The organism is Paenibacillus sp. FSL A5-0031 (assembly GCF_001956295.1).
Lineage (GTDB): Bacteria > Bacillota > Bacilli > Paenibacillales > Paenibacillaceae > Pristimantibacillus.
The window spans coordinates 201,193-220,222 of sequence record NZ_MRTD01000002.1; the positions used below are offsets into that span (position 1 = coordinate 201,193).

Below are 19,030 nucleotides of genomic sequence, written 5' to 3' on the forward strand. Positions count from 1 at the left end.
AAAAGACTGCCCAAGGCGCTTGTCCTTTAGGCAGTCTTTGATAATATACAGTTAAAACTGCTACGCCGTTTTTCTACGTTCAATATATGCCCATATTTTTTGCAAAATATAAATACCGAGCCAAGAGAACAATATAATAAACAGGGGCATAACGGTAAAGTTATATCGATATTCCGGTACGAATACAAGTCTAATCATCGTCATGACGAAGATGACTACCGCCAGCATGGCTGCAGGATGTCTCCATCTCCATATCAGCGCAAGCAGAGGAATAATCGTGCTGTATATAATCAATACATGCAAGTATGCTACCTTCGGATAGGCATGGTACATAGGAGAATGTCCTGAGCCGAAGAACATATGCGTATAAGTATATTTAAGCTTTCCTACCGTATACCATTTTACATATTTCCAGGTTTGCTGCGTGAATCCGGCCTTGATGCGCGCCCATGCAACCTCATCCTGCGTCAATCCCGTTGGATCAACGATCTTGTCTGTATAATCTTTATTTGGATAAGTACCCGCTTTGAACGGATTGGACTGGGAAGCAGTCAATACAAATTCATTTAATGAAACGACATTTCTTATCCACCAAGGAAGCATCGTAGCCGATAAGCACAGTCCCGTAATAATACCCATTAATAGAACTTTTTTGAAAATAGCCCATTTGGATATAACCTCGGTCTGCACACCCGATTTCTTCTTGAACCATTTCTGCAGCAAAAACACTCCGTACAAAGGAACAAAAATCGGTAAAAATTCCGCTCTAACAAGTACGGTGAGCCCTAACAAGATACCCGCAAGCGCAGCATCGCGCTTTCGTTCGGTACGAAAGGCATATAACTGCATAGACAGATAGGCCATTAAGAGAAATAATGCGAGCGTTTCTGTGAGAACTGCTCCATTTGCCCAAATGAAGGGATGATAAATTGCACTAATAAAAAACGCTACAATTGCAACCCATTTGTTTCTTGTTGCCTGCATCGCAATCATATAAATGATAATGAGTGTAGCCATGCTAATTAACACCTGTACCCAACGAATAAGCGGGAACGGCTCTACGCCGATTTGATCAGCCACCAAATACATACCCGTCATAAAAAGTGGATAACCCGGTGTTACCCTTGCATTTGAAACCTCTTCCTTGTAGGCGTAAATGCCTTCATCAAGCAACCGGTGCACCATCTCATCGTAATACTTCGAATCATGTGAAATGTTATGTTTGACCGATGTAAGAAAATCAACCCTCAGCCACAAGGCAAGCATAAAAATAAGAACGATCGCTATCGTCCATGCTTTGTTTTTCCTAACCCATTCCACCACGTAAATTGATCCTCCCCAATGTTGAAAGCGGCTTATTTCCAAGCGAGTACGATTACACCCGCCAAAATAATAGCTGCGCCTATCCAGCGCTGCAGCGGTACCGATTCGTTAAATATAAATACAGCTGCAACCAGCGCTATTACATAAGCCAAGCTTTGCAGCGGATAGGCAAGGCTAAGCGGCAGCTTCTTAAGTACGTACAACCAAAGAACGGTAGCAATTCCGTACAAAACAAGTCCTGACCATATATGAGGCGACCACAATAACGATACCCATGTGTCGCCTTTCGCCGTATCCATTTTGTTCATTCCTGTTTTCCACAATAATTGGCCAGAAACAAGCAGCAAAATATTAAAAAACAATATGATATATGCCATTATGAATCCGACCTTTTGCGTTCATGCAGCTCGTGATGTAAAATTCCAAGCTCTTGTGTAAGACGAATAACCTTCTCCGACAATTTGGATACAATGACTGTAAGATGCAAAATAAGCATAATACAAAATAAAATTCCGACTAGGAAAAGCAGCGCCGGGGCATAAGCAATACCAATCGCGTGGGCCAGCGTATCAATAATCTGGACGCGCACGGACAATATCAGCATCACTACACCAAACAAAAGCCAGAGCATTGAATACTGCTCACGGAGCAATCTCCGGTTAATCAACATAATCAGCACGAACAAAAAAACCACACTTGTGATAATCCACAAGGCTTGCATGGTGTATCCTCCTTAAAGTTTGCAGAGCAAACTCTCATCGTAAGCATTTTTCTAAGATTGAACCTCGACTGGCTTCGTTGCTTTCAAGCTGCGAATGAATAGCGACAATGTTACCTTAACCATATAATAAACCGAACGCATCGCATTTATTGATGACGTACCACCTGTACGTGCTTCCATAACGACTGCCACCTCGCTTGTACGCAATCCGCTGCGATGAATAAGCACGATGGAATCCACTTCTGGATAGTCTGTCGCATAATCGCTTTGGAATACAGCAATCGCACGTTTATTTGCAGCGCGGAACCCTGAGGTTACGTCCAGCACACGCTTGCGTGTCATTGCAGTAACAATAGTAGATAAAATCTTGATACCAACTCTGCGCGTTGCGGAGGACAAGAAGCCGGTTTGTTCAATAAAACGTGAACCAATCGCCAAATCCGCTTTCCCGCTTAGCACGGGATCCAAAATCAAATGAAGCTGCTCCGCCTTATGCTGACCGTCTCCGTCCACTTGAACGGCTACATCATAGTCATAACGGTGGGCATAACGATATCCCGTCTGCATAGCTCCGCCGATGCCCAAATTGGTCGGAAGTGTAATAACAGAAGCACCGTTCGCTTCAGCCACTTCACGTGTACGGTCTTTGGAGCCATCATTAATGACCAGAATATGAGCAGTTGGGCAATGTGTCTTCACATCATGTATCACATGGCTTATGCTGTGTTCTTCATTATAAGCCGGTATAATGATCAAAATTTTTGAAGATGTCATACCTTGCCGCAGGGACTCACCGGTAACCGTTTTGTCCTTTTTCGTACTGACTGCGTTCACTACATCACCACTCCATAAATCAAAGTTAGGGCACGCTGCTGCGTACAATTATTTTTAATTCTACTAACTAAATTAGTATAAAGCAACAGATAAGGTTGGTATAAACGCTTATTATTTCCTTAACATTTGCTTAATTAGGTCGAATTTTACATTCACACTTACTCCCTTTTATACCAATATTATCTTATTGAAAATGAGAGTTTCCAGAAAAAAAATATCGCCTGACACCAGTTGCTCACTGATACCAGACGATATTAAGACGGTTATTTATTACAAAATGTTGCTTACATTTGGCCGGAAATTTTTGCTTTCAAAGCATCTTTGGATTGTACGCCAACCATTTTGTCAACGGGTTGACCGTCTTTGAACAAAATCAATGTTGGGATACTCATAACGCCGAATTGTGAAGCAAGTTCTGGCTGCTCGTCAACGTTAATTTTAGCAATTACTGCTTGGCCTTCCAGCTCAGCAGAAAGCTCCTCAACGATTGGTAGCTGCATTTTGCAAGGTCCACACCAAGGTGCCCAGAAATCTACAAGGGAAACGCCGTTTTGAATGGACTCGTTAAAGTTTTCTTTCGTCAATGCTACTGCCATTTCAATCATCCTCTCCAAACAATGTGTATGATAAAGGGAATACCCGTCTCACCGTTAAATGAAACATCATTTGCTAACCGCATGCGTGAATTTGCTTCAACACATCCTGAATCGTAATCGCGCTAAAATGACTTTCCAGCTGCTTCTCCGCTGTACAAAATATGCCGAACATCACTTGATTCATATTCGACCCAACAACACAATCCATCTCTGGGTTGCCCGAGCACCAGCTCGGAATTAGCGAGCCTTGTGCCATCACGCGATAGATATCGGCAAGTGTTACCACATTCGGGTCAATCGTCAGCCTATAGCCGCCTCCTGAGCCTTCACGGGTATCTACATATCCACTGCGGCGCAAACCACCCATTACCTTGCGAACACGAGCAGAATGTGTGCCGACATTCTCGGCGATCATATCGCTGCTAGCCATTCTTTCCGGTAAATAAGCCAAGTAAACGAGACTGTGTACGGCAATCGTAAATTCGCTGTTCACTGTTTAAGGGCCTCCCTGCTTTATACTGTAATTTTATCCGTTACAGTTAAGTTTGTCAATAGGTCAGGTCGCCATCTCGCTTTCTTAGGATACGGCAGGAGCAATCACGTTATTCCCCAACAGATTTTGGATTAAAGGCAAATGTTTTTTTAGGTTTTCTGTCATGTTTGAAGGCTTCTGCTGAATAAATATGAAAGGTGCATCCTTATTTGATTTGAACGTATAAGAAAACATTCAAATCCAATGGGCACATGGCTTCCTACACTAGTTTTACAATGTAAAACTTTAAGGAGGTGACGCATAATGGCGTTATTTTGGAATCGATGGGTAGTCATTCGTACGGAAGGGGGTTCTAGATCGGAGCTCATAGACCGATTGGAAGCTCATTTCAAAACTAATGGATTGAAAACCAAAATCACCATTGAGGGCAATTCCTTGAAACGGATTCATGTGCTTAAAAAGGATGCCGATCTCGCCAAGACGCTGCTGGACGCGTTTGACGAGGAGCATTAAGATGTGCGGCAAAGCTTTGCCAAGCAGCGGCACCCTTGCAGGGCAGCCGCTGCTTGTGCTGATTCTCTAGGACGAGCGTCCCACTACGGAAGAATTCCTCATAAAACGATAGCCCTTACGAACACCGTTCAGCACCCATTCGGGAACCGGAATCGGTTTTTTGGATAGAAAAGGCATGTAGATACGATTGTAGGCTTTCTTCAAATCATCCCACATCGTGCACGGCTCTTCCTTCAAAAAATCTGAAATATCAAGCACGATGCCTCTTCCATCCTTGATCATTACATTTTTTCCATGCACATCATGCGGGAACAAACCGCGGGATCTTGCATACTCCAGCGCTTGATCAATATCTTCTATCGCTTTTTTTGGTATTGCTGCCCCATCAATGATGCACTGATATAAGGTCTTTCCCTTTAATCGCTTTAAAATCAAATAATAATGGCCTTTATATTCTCCGGCATGATAACAAGTTGAAAAGGCAGGATGCGTGCCAATTCGCCGGTAAACCTCGCACTCACTCTCCCAGCCGTCTCGGCCTGGCGCATAAACCTTCACAGCTATATCTGAATAGTCCTGATGTGTAAATACGCCAGCGTAATTGCCCGCCCCAAGCAGTCTCCAACCGCGCGGCGTCTCCGCTACTCGGATTGGATTTGTGGGGTCAACGCTATCAAGCACAAGCTCCGAGAGCAATGACTGCTCCATAAGAGCAATAAACGTATTCAGCTGCTTCTCCTCCATAGTAAGTACTCCTCTTCTCCCTATCTACATACATGCTTTCCTTTCATTGTAAGACCAGGAGCTGCAAAAATAAAGACCGCACCAAAAAGCTTTACAGCCCTTTTGCACGGTCTCGCTTCAAACTTGATCCTAATGGCCTCCACTTACTACTTTCAGCCCGATAACGCCTGATATAATCATAGAGAGAAACAGCATCTTGCGCCAATTTCTCGACTCTCCAAAAATGACCATACCCAGCACTACGCTGCCTATCGAGCCGATTCCGGTCCATATCCCATATGCCGTACTAATTGGAATTGTCTGTAACGCTTTAGATAAGAAGAAAAAGCTCACGAAACCAGCGCCAATCGCCCCTACCGTTCCCTTCCAGCGTTTAAAGCCATCAGAGAGCTTCATGAAAGTAACGCCGGCGACCTCACCGAAGCCTGATATGATTAAAAAGACCCATGCCATTTTATGAACCCACCTTATCTTGTTCTATGTTGGTTACAGCCTTTGGTGCTTTGTCAGGAGCTGGCTTGTCATTTGACACAAGCTTAAGTCCGACTATGCCCCCTACAAGCAATGCGATAAAGAACAAACGCCAAAAATCAGCCGGCTCATTCAGTATAATAATACCTGCGAGAACAGTGCCTACTGTTCCAATTCCCGTAAACATAGCATAGGCAACGCCAATCTCAATCGTACGCATTGCGCGGGCAAACAGCATAAAGCTTATGACAAGCAGCACCACTGTTATTATGCTTGGAACAAGCACTGTAAAGCCCTCCGAATATTTGAGGCCAAACGTCCAGCCTACCTCAAGAAACCCCGCTAATAATAAAAAGACCCATTGCATTTTTTTCAATCCTCTCTCGCTGTCATCGTCCAAATCTGCCATAATGATTGCCACACCATTTGCTTCCTTTTCTCAAGCAGCTCTTTTCCATATATTTGATTCTCAACAAGGATGCCATCTACACATACATAGAAGGTAGCAATTAACCGTTCCGTCTCTTCCAGGTTAAACAACCCTTGTGACGCTCCCTTTTCCAGCACGCTAATAATTCCCTTGTTCAGTTCATACTCATAGCGCAATAAATCTTGATTGAGCTGATCGCGCAAATGGCGCGGCGGTACAAGCATCGTTTTCTTCAAGAAAGCTTGACCTGTCGTTAAATGAGTGAGATCGGTAAAAAAAGTAAACAGTCGATGTACTTGCTCCTTAATCGGCGCCTGATCCATATCTTGAAGAAGCTCTATAAACTGATTATGCTCTTCAACAATCATTTCCTGAATGAGCTGCAAGAACAGTTGTTCTTTCGATTTATAATGCGCATATATGGATGGCGTCTTAATGCCCACTACCTTGGCAATTTCTGACAAGGATGCCCCCTCATAGCCTGATTCTGCAAACATCGTCAGCGCCGCTAGCTTTATTCGTTCCGACGTTGTTAATTCAGCACTCATGTCATTCCCTCCGATCCGCTTTCGTTCCCCTGCCTAACGAACGTTAGTTTTTACAAATTTTAAAATGAAATAATCATTTAGTCAAGATGAAAATAACGATCATCAAATAAAGCCATGCACGCTCCCCTTCATAGGAGATCATACATGGCTTTATTGTTATTGCTTTGAGGCTTGGCTATATTTCTTCCAAAGCGTAGATCCTCCATTAAAGATCATGCCCAGTGTAATGCCAAGCAGCGTAACGATAACGTTCAAAATAAGACAGTAAACAAGCAGCAGTCCAAAATCGACCGTATTGTCCGATAGAGGAAGCACTTGGCTTAGTATAAATGCGAGAAGCACGCTAAACGGGATCCAGAACAAAAATATGAAGATCGGAAAGTACCAATGCTGATTTCGAAAAAACTTTACGATTGGCAAAGCGAACGCAATAATCATAATCATGCAAATGATGTAGCTCTGCTCCACAATCCCGCTATAATAATAAGCTGTATATAGAAACACATTACTCACTGCAGCATAGATGGCACTTAAGATCAGTACCAACCGCATCGACCGCCGAAACAACACTTGCTCCTTCGTAACCTCTTCCATTACTCGCCTACGATTTCTTGGAGTGCCCGAATAAAGGCATCCATTTCCTCATCCGTTCCGATGCTCACCCGCAAATATTCATTAATCCGAGGTTGATCGAAATACCGGACCAGCACGCCCTTATCGCGCAGCTGCACAAAGATGTCCTTAGCTGCTATCGTTTTATGCGAAATGAAGACGAAGTTTGCCTTCGAGTCTGTTGCAGCAAAGCCGAGCTCCTTCACCTGCTCCGTTACACGTTCACGTGTAGCAATGACCTTCTCCGTCGTATCTCGGAAATAAGCGTCATCCTCAAGAGCAGCAATGGCGCCTGCCAAAGCAATCCGATCCATCGTATAGGAATTAAATGAATTTTTGATTCGATTCAATCCATCAATTAACTCCTCGCTGCCAAAAGCAAAACCAACGCGAAGCCCAGCGAGCGAACGGGATTTCGAGAGTGTTTGAACGACAAGCAAATTGGGATAATCGTGAATAAGCTCCACTGCTGATTGTCCGCCGAAGTCAATGTAGGCCTCGTCGATGATAATAACCTGATCAGGATTGCTTGCTAGCAATGTACGAATATCATCGAGCGGAAGCAATTGAGCCGTTGGCGCATTTGGGTTTGGTATGATGATACCACCATTGTCCGAATGGAATGCTTCGACTTGAACGTTAAATTGCTCGTCCAATGCGATAAGCTCTGTTTGCAAGCCATATAACTTCGCATACACCTTATAGAAGCTATAAGTAATATCAGGGAACAGTACCGTCTTAGCCGGATCAAAAAAAGCTGCGAACGCAAAAGCTAAAATTTCATCAGAACCGTTGCCCGCAAACACTTGCTCAGCCCGCAATCCGTAATAGGAGGCAGCAGCTTTCACCAGCCCCTCGCAAGTAGGATCAGGATATAGCCGCAAATCAGCATTAGCTGCACCTTTGATCGCATCAATTACCTTCGGAGATGGCGGGTACGGATTTTCATTCGTATTCAGTTTGATATATGTCTTATCCTTTGGCTGCTCGCCTGGGACATACGGCACCAGTGAAGCAGTGAGCGGACTCCAAAATTTACTCAATGACAATTCTTCCTTTCGTAATCGATATTTCTATCGCTTCTTTTCAATTATTTTAACATTAAAGGATGTGTTAATTACAGAGTCCGACGAACGACAAGCCTAGTCATCAGCAGTCCAAGCAGCGCGCCAAACGTATTAAGAATAATATCGTCAATGTCGAAGCTGCCCACCCGCGTCAACATTTGAGTAAGCTCAACGGCTGTAATCAACATAATCGTGGCCATTGTCAGTCTAAATACTTTCAAGTACTTCTTATTTAATAAGGGCAGGAATATGCCGATCGGTATGAATAAGACAATGTTTCCGAATAAGTTTTTGAACCAAATGTCAGGATTGAAATGATCATAATGGATGATATATTTTTTTATCGTATAAAGCGGTACCAGATTATAGTTGTACCCCTCGCCAAAATAACGGCCACGATGAAATAAAAGCCAGCACATGATCAAGGTGTAGAACACAGCAATTACGGTAATCAACATATTCAGCAGAGAGCTTATGAATATGGCTTTCGAATACCCGCGCATCCCTTACAATCTCCAAGGGACAGAATACACGTTAAACTCTGTCGCTCCTGTAATCGCTAGTCCGTTAAGCTGATGTCCTGTTGCACATCCTCCGTCAACGCCAATCTTCCCTGCGCCAAACCAAATATCTGGTTTTCCATGAATATCGATGGTTTTTGTATGGCCGAAAATAACCGTTTTGTTTACATTGGTCGGCCTCTCAAGGAATGGTTGTTTTATGTAAAGAAAATCTCTGGCAGGCTGCTCTTTCCAATTCAAGTAATTCGGATTAAGACCCGCATGTACATATATAAAGTGTTCATCCTCATGATAATAGGGCAGGTTGTCCAGAAAAGTCATATGATGCGCATAACGCTCTTGAACAGCTATTTTGGCTTGATCGATAACATACTCAATCGGACCTTGCTTAATGCCAGCATAGCTCTCTGCGGTTTGCCTGCCGCCATGGCCGGTAAACTTAAGCAGCGCCTGCTCGCTTCGCTCCAGCATAACATCAACGAGCCTCTCGTCGTGATTGCCTTGAATGGCAATTGCTCCATCCTTTTGGACTAAGCCGATGACCTGCTCTACCACTTCTCTGCTTTGCGGCCCCCTATCAACGAAATCACCAAGCAGCATAAGCTGATCCTCGCCGGGACAATAATTCATACGTTCAAGCAAATCATTAAAAGGTGTATAACATCCATGAATATCACTAATCACAAGCGTTCGCTTCATATACGCCTCCCCGAGATCACCAGATCTCTTTCTACACCGTCCAGTACCGCTACCTTAGGCAAATGACCCCAAACCTCAAATCCAAACTTACGAAGCAGAGCGAGGCTCGGCTCATTATGTCCAAATACAAAACCAAGCAGCGTATTTATCCCCAAGCCCGGACTTGCCTCTATCGCTTTCTGAATCAGTACCGTTCCAAGACCAAGCTTGCGGTATTCTTCCGCTATATAAATGCTTATCTCGGCAGTTGCATTGTAAGCGGGCCTGCCATAAAACGATTGGAAACTAAACCAAGCTGCGATTTCCCCTTCAATCGTTAATACCCATAGCGGCCTGAAATCAGGAGAATGGTCATCAAACCATGCTTTTTTGCTAGCTACAGTAGCTGGCTCAAGATCAGCCGTCACCATTCTGCTTGCAATTGTTGAATTATAAATATCAACAATACGCCCCAGATCACTTAGCTGCGCATCGATAATTTCATATTTGAGTTCTTTGGTCATACTTGCCACCTCTTACCCTTCTACGTCTAGATGGATGCTGCTTTAAATAGGCCTATTACAACTTTGACAAATTATATCACATCGCTGAATGTTTAAGCATCTATGCCGCATTGTAGATTCCGTCTAATTCCGACTATAAAGGGCGAGCTTCTTCAGTCCCCTTGTCCCTGCCTATACTTGTTATAATCTTCAGGCGTGTTGAGATTCGTAAAAACAGATACACCATACTGCTCTAGCAGAGAAACCTCGATGGTCTGAAGCCGGCGCAATAGACCCATGAAACGATAATCTTGCTCCTTTAGCGCTTCTTCTATTTGAATGGCAATGCTAGCATGATAGAGTGCATGAAAAGGCTGGTCAGACGCATGGATTACGTCTACCCCTTTTTCCACATGAGTCATTAGCTCAGCCAGCAATCCTTCGGACAACTGTGGCATATCACACGCCATAACAAATACATAACCCTCTGCAATCATGGACAACCCCGCGTGCATTCCCGATAACGGCCCGCATTCTGGGTAATGATCCGTCACGAAGCTTACCGTTTCTCCTAAATCTTCAAGGCTTTTACGATAAAGCTCTTCACGCTCAGGCGATCCTACTGAAACAACTACATGCTGCACAAGCTCTGTTAGCTGTTGTACGAGATGATATAGCAGCGGTTTGCCCTCAATAAGCAGCAGCGCTTTGTCGGCTCCCATTCTCGTGCTTAAGCCTCCAGCTAGTATTAAGCCATTAATATCATGCTTCGCCATCTTCTCATCCCCCTCTAAACAGAAAGAAAGCCTGCCGAGCACTCAGGCAAGGCAGGCTTGTATTATTTTTTACGGGTTTACGCCTTGGACGGATCGAATGAGCTCTTTAATGAAACGATTCGATTGAAGGCAAGCTTCTCACTTGTTGTATCCTTCGGATCTACATTAAAGTAGCCATGACGGAAAAATTGGAATTTATCGCCGCCGACAGCGTCTTTCATATTAGGCTCAACAAAGCCTTGCAATACTTCAAGTGAATTCGGGTTGATGCATTCCATGAAAGGTTTGCCTTCATCTTCCGCTTCGCTCGTAATGAGCGGTTCAAACAAACGGAACTCAGCAGCTATCGCCTGAGAAGCTTCTATCCAGTGGATGGTGCCTTTCACTTTACGTTCATTAAAGCCGGATCCGCTCTTCGTCTTCACATCATAGGTACAGCGCAGCTCAATCACATTGCCCTCTGCATCCTTGATCGCCTCTTGGCATGTAATGAAGTAAGCATGTTTTAGACGCACTTCATTGCCAGGGAACAGACGAAAATATTTGTTCGGAGGATTTTCCATGAAATCATCCTGTTCAATGTAGATCTCACGCGAAAACGGAATTTGACGGATTCCCATCTCTTCGTTTTCCGCATTATTTTCGGCATCAAGCAGCTCAGTTTGACCTTCTGGATAGTTTGTAATGACCACTTTAAGCGGACGCAATACAGCCATCGTACGAAGCGCCTTCAGCTTCAAGTCTTCTCTTATAAAATGCTCCAGGTTGCGCTCATCCACTAGGCTGTTGCTCTTCGATACACCGATCTCACGGCAGAAAGCACGCAGCGATTCCGGTGTATAGCCTTTGCGGCGCAAACCGCTGATCGTTGGCATACGCGGATCATCCCAGCCATCTACAGCCCCTTCATCCACCAATTGCTTCAGCTTGCGCTTGCTCATAACGGTGTTCGTTACGTTCAAGCGGGCAAATTCATATTGATGCGGTGTGGAAGCCATCTCACATTCAGCTATCGTCCAATCATAGAGTGGACGGTGGTCCTCAAATTCCAGCGTACAGATCGAATGCGTGATGCCTTCAATTGCATCGCTTAGCGGGTGAGCATAGTCATACATCGGATAGATGCACCAAGCATCTCCCGTGCGGTGATGATGCGTATGCGCAATGCGATACAACACAGGATCACGCAATGTGATGTTCGGTGAAGCCATATCAATTTTTGCACGCAGCACCTTTTCGCCGTCCTTAAATTCGCCTGCGCGCATGCGTGCGAACAAATCAAGGTTTTCCTCTACTGTACGGTTCCGATACGGGCTTTCCTTGCCTGGCTCAGTCAACGTGCCGCGATATTCGCGCATTTGCTCAGCTGTCAGATCACATACATATGCTTTGCCCTTTTGAATAAGAAACACCGCACGATTGTAAAGCTCTTCAAAATAATCGGAAGCAAAGCGAAGGTCGTCCCATTCGAAGCCAAGCCAGCGAACATCCTCTTGGATGGACTCTACATACTCAGTATCTTCTTTCAACGGATTCGTATCGTCAAAACGCAAGTTAGTCTTGCCCTTGAATTCATCAGCCAGCTCAAAGTTCAAGCAAATCGACTTGGCATGTCCAATATGCAAATAGCCATTTGGCTCTGGCGGAAAACGAGTGACGATTTCTTTCACTTGGCCGCTCTTCAAATCTTCGACTACGATGCTTTTTATAAAATTCGAGGATGAGGACTTGTTATCTACTGCATTCTCCATCTGCGACCAACCTTTCCCACGGAAAATATTTATCCTCTTATAATACACAAATTCCCGTCAAATTATAATACTTAGTATGTATCAACCACTTTCAGAGCACGCTCCCGAGCCTAGCAATCCAGAGCACTAGAACGAAATAATGCCGGAAGAATAAAGAAATACGAGCAATACCAGAATAGGCGCCACATAACGCAGCATGAATAACCATACTCGCAGCCACCATGCAGACAAGCCTGACTCTTTAGCTCCGCCTTTCCATACATACCCGACAAATATAGTAACAACTAGTCCGCCAAGCGGCAGAACGATGTTCGTGCATACAAAATCAACCCAGTCAAAAAACGACTTCCCGCCAAACGTAAGCCAAGGTATTTTGTCACCAAGCGACAACGCCGATGGCACCCCAATAACGAAGCAAAGAATGGATAACAAAATAACTGAAAAGCTGCGGCTCCAACCAAACTTCTCACGAACGAAAGCAACCGGCACCTCAAGCAGTGAGATGGTTGAAGTAAGCGACGCAAAGGCGATCATCACGAAGAACAGCCCTCCAAACAGCCACCCTAACGGCATAGCTGAGAACGCTGCAGGCAAGGCTACGAATACGAGACCAGGGCCTTGCGAAGCCTCGAGTCCAAATGCGAAGGTAGTAGGAAAAATGATCAGTCCTGCAAGAAGTGCATAAACAATATTGCCTGTACCTACTGCTGCTGTTGCTAGAGAAAGCGACTGCCGTTTATCCACGTACGCCCCATAAGTAATAATGGTACCCATGCCAAGAGAAAGGGATAGGAAGGCATGGCCAAGCGCTACGAATGCAGACTCCGCTGTCAGCTTGCTAAAGTCAGGCTTTAGGAAAAAAGCTGCGCCCTCGCCGGCTCCATCCAGAAACATTACACGCACACAAAGTACAATGAGCAGTACAAGCAGCCCTGGAATAAAAATTTTATTAACCTTTTCAATCCCTGCCGATACACCTCGAATAATGATGAGACCCGTTAGCAGCAAGACGATGAATTGCCAGAATACCGGCATCCAGCTTCCATTAAGATCACTGAACTGCTGCGCAAAATCATTATTTTCAAACAGCTGCCCTGTAAAAGACAGCATCGCATAATGCAAAGTCCAGCCTGCGACTATCGCATAGAACGACAATATAACGAACGCTCCCAAAATGATAATAACGCCGAAGCCGCTCCACAGCTTATGCGCGCCCAGCCGAGTGAACGAAGAGGACGCATTGCCGCGGCCGCCTCGACCAACTGATAGTTCCGCTAGCAGCACCGGCAGTCCTACTAGCAGCATGCATATAAAAAATAGAAGAAAAAAAGCCGCTCCTCCATATTTACCTGTAATATACGGGAACCTCCACATGTTGCCGAGTCCGACCGCACTGCCTATTGCCGCCAAAATAAATCCTGAGGACGTAAACCGCTCCCCTGTACCGCTCTCCCCGCTTTGCGAGGCTCCTTCTTGTTTTTGATCCTTCATAAGCCATTCCTCCTGTAGTAATCTAAGCTGTCTGCGACTTATCTATTGCTCCGATGGGTAGTATAACCTTTTTCAAAAAATATATCTGCAAGCGCACGGTCTGAGCCGGTATAGTTTCATCTGAAAAACCCATAAACCAATTGGCTGGAATATGTATTGACGATGGTTACTTCGTACTTCGCCAATCATCAGAATGGTGGTAAGAACAGTATCATAAATCAACATATTTCACACTGCTTCATTGCAGCTCCGTTTTCGCTTCTATTTATTCATTTGATCCTAGTTAACAGGACTGAACGAATTTTTAATTTGCATATATGAACCTTTTAAAACTTCGAATTACTCAGGTACACGTAATGGATAAATCCCTATATACTAAGGTCATATGTTGATTGCGTAAAAAGTTTCTTTTGAATATAATTGCATATTTACAACTTTTATTTTGGATAGAAAAATACTCAAATATCGAATTTCAAGATACTTAATACCATCAAAAAATGGACAGAAACGATTAATCGTTTCTGTCCATTTTCAACTTCTATCTTATATTAATTGAATAGAGTGTAAGTACGATATTTTCATAAGAATTGCAGGATCGATAGGCCAGTATGAAGTGTATGATGAGCCCAACAATTAACTCTTAAACTGAGGTTACGCCGATCACATTTTGCTTAATATACGGTGTGTGAACGTGTAGTTGAATCCGTTGTTATCCTAATTAAAAACCCGTCTATTGCTCGTTGTTCACTCTATCAAAGCCTCAGCAATTACCCGTTGTTCACTCTATCAAAACCTTAGCAATTCCTCGTTGATTTTACGGCATTGCGATAGCATATTGATCAAGCCTCGCATATCTCGTTGTCCGTAATGATCCTACTTTATTCGATATCACTTCCATGAACCATCCGGTTCAAGTATATAGAAGTAAGTTCTACATTCACTTCCAAAGGTCGAAGTATAGTCCTCCATATCGAAGAATGTATGGTTATAAGGAAGCTATTCGTCATTAGACGCCAGCCTTACCTACAAAACGACTAAAACAACCATTAAATGGGCTTTTTTTCGCCCGGAAGCCGCATGTATTTCATTTTTAAGTGAGGGAGCACTATAGCAGCTGCTCGATATTAGCCTTCATTTCGGAAGGTTCATCGGTCGATTCGAACCGTTTTACGACATTGCCTTCACGGTCAATTAGAAATTTAGTAAAGTTCCATTTGACTGAGTTGCCTTCGAGGTAATGAGGCAGCTTCTCCGAAAGGAAAGCATTGAGCATTTTACCGCTAGGGTTGCTTGTATCAAAACCTTGGAAAGGTGCATCTTCCGTTAGCTGCTTGAAAAGAGGATGAGCGGTTTCGTCCCGTACATCGGTTTTCTCAAAAAGAGGGAATGTCACGCCGTAGTTCAACTGGCAAAAGCTTTGAACATCAGAGTTTGCACCCGGCTCCTGCTCGCCAAATTGATTACTTGGAAAACCAAGAATCTCAAGACCTTGGTCTTTATACTGTTCATATAGTTTTTGCAAATCCGCGTATTGTGGTGTAAAGCCGCATTTGCTTGCTGTGTTGACGACAATTAGCACCTTACCTTTATATTGTTCCATGCTTTGTTGTTTACCATTAATGCTTTGCAACTCATGTGAGTAAATGCTCATTGTTTATTGCCTCCTCTAAAATATGTGAGTTATAATAAATTAAATTGTACACAATTTAATTATTACATAGAATACCATGCGAAACAAATGAATGTCAAACCTAAAGCCTATATAGGAAAAGCAAAGCATGGTTATAAAATCGATAATCCAGTCGCTATATGTAATCCCCTGCGCTGACCACCGTTTTTTTATAGCTGCTACGCAAAAAAAAAACTGCTCCTCTTGCGAGTTACCTCGCGCCTCGGTGCAGTCCCATTATTTATAATTGCGATTGCTTCTTTCTACCGCCCAGCCATTCCGTGAACAAAGCATAATCCTGCTCCACTTGATCCGCGTAGGAAAGCGCCCAATTGGCAATTGACGTGCAAAAAGCATCCTCGTCATTACCCATCGCCTTCACAATCTCAATTTCACTGTGATACGCAAGAATACCTTGCGCTACATCGGCATCCGCCCTCGCATGCATTTTTGCAGTCAGCCTGCCCATGCTCGTCGTAACCGACAGCAAATCTCCAGCCGTATCAAGCGCTTCTAGCTTAAGCCGCTTCTTATATGGTGATCGCTCACGCACATAAAACTGCCGCTCTCCAATGGATAACCATCCAAGATACGGGTCTGCCTCATGGTGCATCGCTCTTTGAGTCATGGTTACGCGCTGTCCCTGATGCTCAAACATAGACCAAAATGTCTCATCATAAGGCATAAAATAAGCAGGAACTGGAACGCGCACTTCCTTTACCTCAAGCACGATATCGTCCTCGCCTTGTGCATCTTCGCCTGCTTCAATCAGTACATAGTATCTATCGAGCCCAATGGATGCTGTCCCCGAGCCATGCTTCACTGCAATATCCTTTACCTGAAAATGACGCAATTCTTCTGAGTCATCGGCTTTGACGGTATCTAAATACATCGGCCATGCTTGCAATAAAGCCTCACGTTCGTCGTCAGTCGGAGATACAATTTCATCTGTCGTTGCAAACTGCCTATGCTCCTGTACGAGCGCCGTAACCTTTTCGAGGAAGTGCTGATCCTTGCGTTTTTGCAGTTTTTTGAGCAGCTTCTTGACGGGACCTTCCGCACGCTCAATATCAATCACATAAGTGCCGGGATCATCCTTGCCTTTTGCGAATCGGCGCATCTGCTTGGAATAGGCCTGTAGATAAGCTTCAACCGCGCTAACCTGATTAGCATGGGTTTGTCCTTTAAGCCTGCCGACGAGCGCTATACTTACCGTCATTCGCATCAAATCATACAAATACGAGCCCAGATAACCTTCGTCAAAATCATTCACATCATAGACGAGCGTACCTTGCTCATTGCGGAAAGCACCAAAGTTCTCAAAGTGCAGATCGCCCTGAACCCAAGTGGGACGCCCTTCTGGCGTGTGATAGGGAAACCAAATTCGTGATGCGTCAAAATAAAACAAATAAGCGCTGCCGCGAAAAAAAGAAAATGGCGTTTCCGACATTTTAAGATACTTTTCTTCACGTTTTCCGCGCTCAAGCTTCATTATTTTTTGATCAAATTCTTGAAAAATCGCAGATAGTGTCCTTCTTCTAAGTTTGCTCTGGGTCAGCTTCACTCGTTCTGTCAGCTTCGAATCCATACATTCTCCCCCATTCAACTTACATTTCTACTTTTTGCAGTCTCATATAATCACTAATCATAGCCAAGCGCCATGGTAAAATCATGCCAAAAGCGAGCAAATAGAAAACCGCCCCGGTTTGCGGAATCGACATATATTGCTCTACGACACTATGGAGAGAAAGCCTGATTATGAATAGCGTCAGCATAATAAATACAAACGCCTTAGATCGTCTTACATAGATTTCCGACTTCACGCGTTCCAAACGGGTCGTGACGATTAGTGGGAAAGCAAAGATCAGCATGCCTGTCAAAAAAGCGGCTAACCCCCAAAACCATGGAATATGCGTCTGGGAAAAGGCAAACATGACGAAGCCTGTTGCCATGCCTAACGGCGGTATGATGATTTTGCGCAATGAGGTCGGCCGTTTACCAGCGCGTATACGCAGGACAATAAGTGTAAGACCGGCCAGAGCAGATATGACGATGGAACCAACTTGAATCGCTTGCGTTGACAGCAGCACCGCTAATTACCCCCGTTTTCATGGTGTGGATGCCCTATTTTTATAATCGCGAAAATGCTCTTAATCCTTTACAAGGCAGCAATAAATTACTCTTTATTCCATCGTACTTCAAAACCATAAACATCGCAAACATACGCTATTTTTTTAAACCTGTGATCGTCTATGGAGGGTTTTCCTCTGGTCTAAAAGTTCCTCATTTTCGTCTAGCTTCAAGGAAGCTGCGATGTAAGAAAAAAACTGGCAGTAATAACGAGGCGAGCCATTAATTCAGAAAGTTAACAAAATCATGAGCGAGCTCATATCCTACGACTCGTTGTCGATTGCCACGATAAAGAGGGATAAGCCCTCCTTTTGAGCATAACTTTTTCAATAAATTTACTGCTGTTTTATGATCAATACCAAAATGACGCTCCACATCCTTCGGCCTGATTAAACGAGCCTGTTGAACTGCAAGCCGTATAATTTCTTTCTCTGCTAGTTGAATTCGCGTTATTGGTGCTCGCCTAGCCTGGTACCTGCTCATCACCATTTTAAGCATAGTCATACATACCTCAGGGTTTTTCTCAACATCATCGTAAGCAAATGAGATGACCGGGTAACCCATCGCATGCAAAAAGGTTTCGCGGTTTAGTTCATGGCAATATTTTTGCCTATCCATGTCTCTAACATGAGATGCAATCCTTTGATCTCAATAATGAGCTTTACGGTACCCGAGAGCCAAGCAAAATCAGCAAAATAGGATCTGCCGCGCCAATCCATCACTTCATACTCGGGATGCAGATTTCGAAAATCTCCACAGAGTGGCCACCAGACGTTACGCAAAAATTTCGATTCCGCATGTCCATGCCCTCTTTCCAGTCTGCCGCGACGTTCCCCTGCCCTTTCATCTAAATGGTATTGAATAAATGTGCGATGCGCCTCCTCATAAGTCACCATCAATCATCCTCTCTGAAAAATAGAAAACGTCCCGTCACCACTCAAGAGTGAGTGGTAACGGGACGTTCTTCGTCTCTTGCCTTTGATTATAAGGTATCTGGAATAATAAGAATAGTGTTGTTATTGCATTCTTTTTAGCGTTATATCAAACTTATCCGTTGCCTGAAAGTCCAACCTTATCCACCTCATATAAACGATCAGTTGGCATGAAACGCAACTAAATTGCTTCTTCAACTTTTCTCCTCAAAAGAAAAGTAACTTAG

At 44.0% G+C, this 19,030-nt stretch carries 24 protein-coding genes; 1 reads left to right on the forward strand and 23 read right to left on the reverse strand.

The window, feature by feature from the left end; translation table 11 throughout:
* Positions 1-60: 60 nt before the first annotated feature.
* The 6 genes from BK120_RS04395 to BK120_RS04420 form a co-directional block, all read right to left on the reverse strand.
* On the reverse strand, positions 61-1,323 hold the full coding sequence (locus BK120_RS04395; RefSeq protein WP_076266279.1) for a phospholipid carrier-dependent glycosyltransferase: 1,263 nt from the start codon (positions 1,321-1,323) through the stop codon (positions 61-63).
* A 32-nt stretch (positions 1,324-1,355) separates the two neighbouring features.
* A complete protein-coding gene (locus tag BK120_RS04400) occupies positions 1,356-1,700 on the reverse strand; it encodes an EamA family transporter (RefSeq protein WP_076266280.1) in 345 nt (114 codons plus the stop codon).
* The gene (locus BK120_RS04405) at positions 1,700-2,044 is read right to left on the reverse strand and encodes a DUF2304 domain-containing protein (RefSeq protein ID WP_054025487.1); all 345 of its coding nucleotides are present in this window, start codon (positions 2,042-2,044) and stop codon (positions 1,700-1,702) included. The genes BK120_RS04400 and BK120_RS04405 overlap by 1 nt, the downstream gene beginning before the upstream one ends.
* A gap of 51 nt (positions 2,045-2,095) precedes the next feature.
* Positions 2,096-2,878, reverse strand: coding sequence for a glycosyltransferase family 2 protein (locus BK120_RS04410; protein WP_256710793.1), 783 nt, complete (start codon positions 2,876-2,878; stop codon positions 2,096-2,098).
* A 284-nt stretch (positions 2,879-3,162) separates the two neighbouring features.
* Positions 3,163-3,474: a thioredoxin gene (trxA, locus tag BK120_RS04415; protein WP_054025488.1), complete on the reverse strand. Its 312-nt coding sequence runs from the start codon at positions 3,472-3,474 to the stop codon at positions 3,163-3,165.
* 73 nt (positions 3,475-3,547) lie between these two features.
* Positions 3,548-3,967, reverse strand: a complete 420-nt coding sequence (locus tag BK120_RS04420; protein WP_076266281.1) for an RrF2 family transcriptional regulator — start codon at positions 3,965-3,967, stop codon at positions 3,548-3,550.
* A 303-nt stretch (positions 3,968-4,270) separates the two neighbouring features.
* On the opposite strand from BK120_RS04420, the gene BK120_RS04425 reads away from it, so the two are divergent.
* Positions 4,271-4,480: a hypothetical protein gene (locus tag BK120_RS04425; RefSeq protein ID WP_076266282.1), complete on the forward strand. Its 210-nt coding sequence runs from the start codon at positions 4,271-4,273 to the stop codon at positions 4,478-4,480.
* 66 nt (positions 4,481-4,546) lie between these two features.
* On the opposite strand, the gene BK120_RS04430 is transcribed toward BK120_RS04425, so the two are convergent.
* The 17 genes from BK120_RS04430 to BK120_RS35865 form a co-directional block, all read right to left on the reverse strand.
* Positions 4,547-5,224, reverse strand: coding sequence for a serine/threonine-protein kinase (locus BK120_RS04430; protein WP_076266283.1), 678 nt, complete (start codon positions 5,222-5,224; stop codon positions 4,547-4,549).
* A gap of 129 nt (positions 5,225-5,353) precedes the next feature.
* Positions 5,354-5,677 carry a DMT family transporter gene (locus BK120_RS04435; RefSeq protein WP_076266284.1) on the reverse strand — a complete coding sequence of 108 codons (324 nt, stop codon included), beginning with the start codon at positions 5,675-5,677 and terminating at the stop codon, positions 5,354-5,356.
* Between the two features lies 1 nt (position 5,678).
* Positions 5,679-6,116: a DMT family transporter gene (locus tag BK120_RS04440; RefSeq protein WP_305953866.1), complete on the reverse strand. Its 438-nt coding sequence runs from the start codon at positions 6,114-6,116 to the stop codon at positions 5,679-5,681.
* Positions 6,068-6,673 carry a TetR/AcrR family transcriptional regulator gene (locus BK120_RS04445; RefSeq protein ID WP_076266286.1) on the reverse strand — a complete coding sequence of 202 codons (606 nt, stop codon included), beginning with the start codon at positions 6,671-6,673 and terminating at the stop codon, positions 6,068-6,070. The genes BK120_RS04440 and BK120_RS04445 overlap by 49 nt, the downstream gene beginning before the upstream one ends.
* Positions 6,674-6,829: 156 nt before the next feature.
* Positions 6,830-7,267 carry a hypothetical protein gene (locus BK120_RS04450; RefSeq protein WP_076266287.1) on the reverse strand — a complete coding sequence of 146 codons (438 nt, stop codon included), beginning with the start codon at positions 7,265-7,267 and terminating at the stop codon, positions 6,830-6,832.
* Positions 7,267-8,328 (reverse strand): histidinol-phosphate transaminase, encoded by a 1,062-nt coding sequence (gene hisC, locus BK120_RS04455; RefSeq protein WP_076266288.1) that lies wholly within the window; start codon positions 8,326-8,328, stop codon positions 7,267-7,269. Before hisC ends, BK120_RS04450 begins: the two co-directional genes overlap by 1 nt.
* Positions 8,329-8,402: 74 nt before the next feature.
* The gene (locus BK120_RS04460; RefSeq protein ID WP_076266289.1) at positions 8,403-8,855 is read right to left on the reverse strand and encodes a VanZ family protein; all 453 of its coding nucleotides are present in this window, start codon (positions 8,853-8,855) and stop codon (positions 8,403-8,405) included.
* A gap of 3 nt (positions 8,856-8,858) precedes the next feature.
* Positions 8,859-9,572, reverse strand: a complete 714-nt coding sequence (locus tag BK120_RS04465) for a metallophosphoesterase family protein (RefSeq protein ID WP_076266290.1) — start codon at positions 9,570-9,572, stop codon at positions 8,859-8,861.
* Positions 9,569-10,075 carry a GNAT family N-acetyltransferase gene (locus BK120_RS04470; RefSeq protein ID WP_076266291.1) on the reverse strand — a complete coding sequence of 169 codons (507 nt, stop codon included), beginning with the start codon at positions 10,073-10,075 and terminating at the stop codon, positions 9,569-9,571. The genes BK120_RS04465 and BK120_RS04470 overlap by 4 nt, the downstream gene beginning before the upstream one ends.
* Before the next feature lie 152 nt (positions 10,076-10,227).
* Positions 10,228-10,830, reverse strand: coding sequence for a molybdenum cofactor guanylyltransferase (gene mobA, locus BK120_RS04475; protein WP_076266292.1), 603 nt, complete (start codon positions 10,828-10,830; stop codon positions 10,228-10,230).
* A 77-nt stretch (positions 10,831-10,907) separates the two neighbouring features.
* Entirely contained in the window at positions 10,908-12,581 is a 1,674-nt protein-coding gene (locus BK120_RS04480) for a glutamine--tRNA ligase/YqeY domain fusion protein (protein ID WP_076266293.1), read from the reverse strand.
* Positions 12,582-12,707: 126 nt separating this feature from the next.
* Positions 12,708-14,072 (reverse strand): sodium-dependent transporter, encoded by a 1,365-nt coding sequence (locus BK120_RS04485; protein ID WP_076266294.1) that lies wholly within the window; start codon positions 14,070-14,072, stop codon positions 12,708-12,710.
* 1,105 nt (positions 14,073-15,177) lie between these two features.
* Positions 15,178-15,723, reverse strand: a complete 546-nt coding sequence (locus BK120_RS04490; protein WP_076266295.1) for a glutathione peroxidase — start codon at positions 15,721-15,723, stop codon at positions 15,178-15,180.
* A gap of 259 nt (positions 15,724-15,982) precedes the next feature.
* A complete protein-coding gene (locus BK120_RS04495; protein ID WP_076266296.1) occupies positions 15,983-17,329 on the reverse strand; it encodes a DUF2252 domain-containing protein in 1,347 nt (448 codons plus the stop codon).
* A 19-nt stretch (positions 17,330-17,348) separates the two neighbouring features.
* Complete coding sequence (locus BK120_RS04500; protein WP_305953867.1) at positions 17,349-17,831, reverse strand: CcdC family protein; 483 nt, start codon at positions 17,829-17,831, stop codon at positions 17,349-17,351.
* Positions 17,832-18,093: 262 nt separating this feature from the next.
* Entirely contained in the window at positions 18,094-18,489 is a 396-nt protein-coding gene (locus BK120_RS35860) for a hypothetical protein (RefSeq protein WP_256710794.1), read from the reverse strand.
* The gene (locus BK120_RS35865) at positions 18,459-18,767 is read right to left on the reverse strand and encodes a hypothetical protein (RefSeq protein WP_256710795.1); all 309 of its coding nucleotides are present in this window, start codon (positions 18,765-18,767) and stop codon (positions 18,459-18,461) included. The genes BK120_RS35860 and BK120_RS35865 overlap by 31 nt, the downstream gene beginning before the upstream one ends.
* Positions 18,768-19,030: the final 263 nt, after the last annotated feature.